The 505-nt window shown below is 45.1% G+C and carries 1 pseudogene; it reads left to right on the forward strand.

From position 1 onward, the window contains the following. A pseudogene (locus EAO38_RS08735) lies at window positions 1-505 on the forward strand (hypothetical protein); the annotation flags it as partial.

The following is a 505-nucleotide window of genomic DNA, read 5'->3' on the forward strand; positions in this document are numbered from 1 at the left end:
AAGAGCAAGAACATGGGTTTAAGCAACTCTTAGAGGGGCTTAAAGAGCCTAGTGCGCATTTAGAAGCCAATAGCGTCTTAAAGAGTGTGGGGAGCATTGTTAGCAAGCTAGAGCGCAAGCAGGGCCGCATAGAAAGCGTGAATGACTTGTTAAGGGGGGTGATCATCACTCCGCAAAGAGAGGAGATAAACGACCAGCTTGTCAAAATTGCCACGCATTTAAGAGACACAAATACGCCCCATAAGATTGAGTACAAAGAGAACCGGGGCAGTGGGTATGAGGGAGTGCATATCCACTTTAGACATAACGATGTCCCGGCTGAAATCCAAGTACACACTACACAGAGTTGGGGAGTCAAGAAAAAGCTAGATGAGAAGTATCATATCATCAGAGAGCAAGGGATTAACCCCACGCTAAGCAAGGAGGAGTTAGCCCAGCTCAAACAAGAAAGCAGGTTATTAGGTCAAGATTCAGACCTAGATATTAATCTTTTCACATCGTTTGA

The organism is Helicobacter vulpis (assembly GCF_003660395.1).
GTDB classification, from domain to species: Bacteria; Campylobacterota; Campylobacteria; order Campylobacterales; family Helicobacteraceae; genus Helicobacter; species Helicobacter vulpis.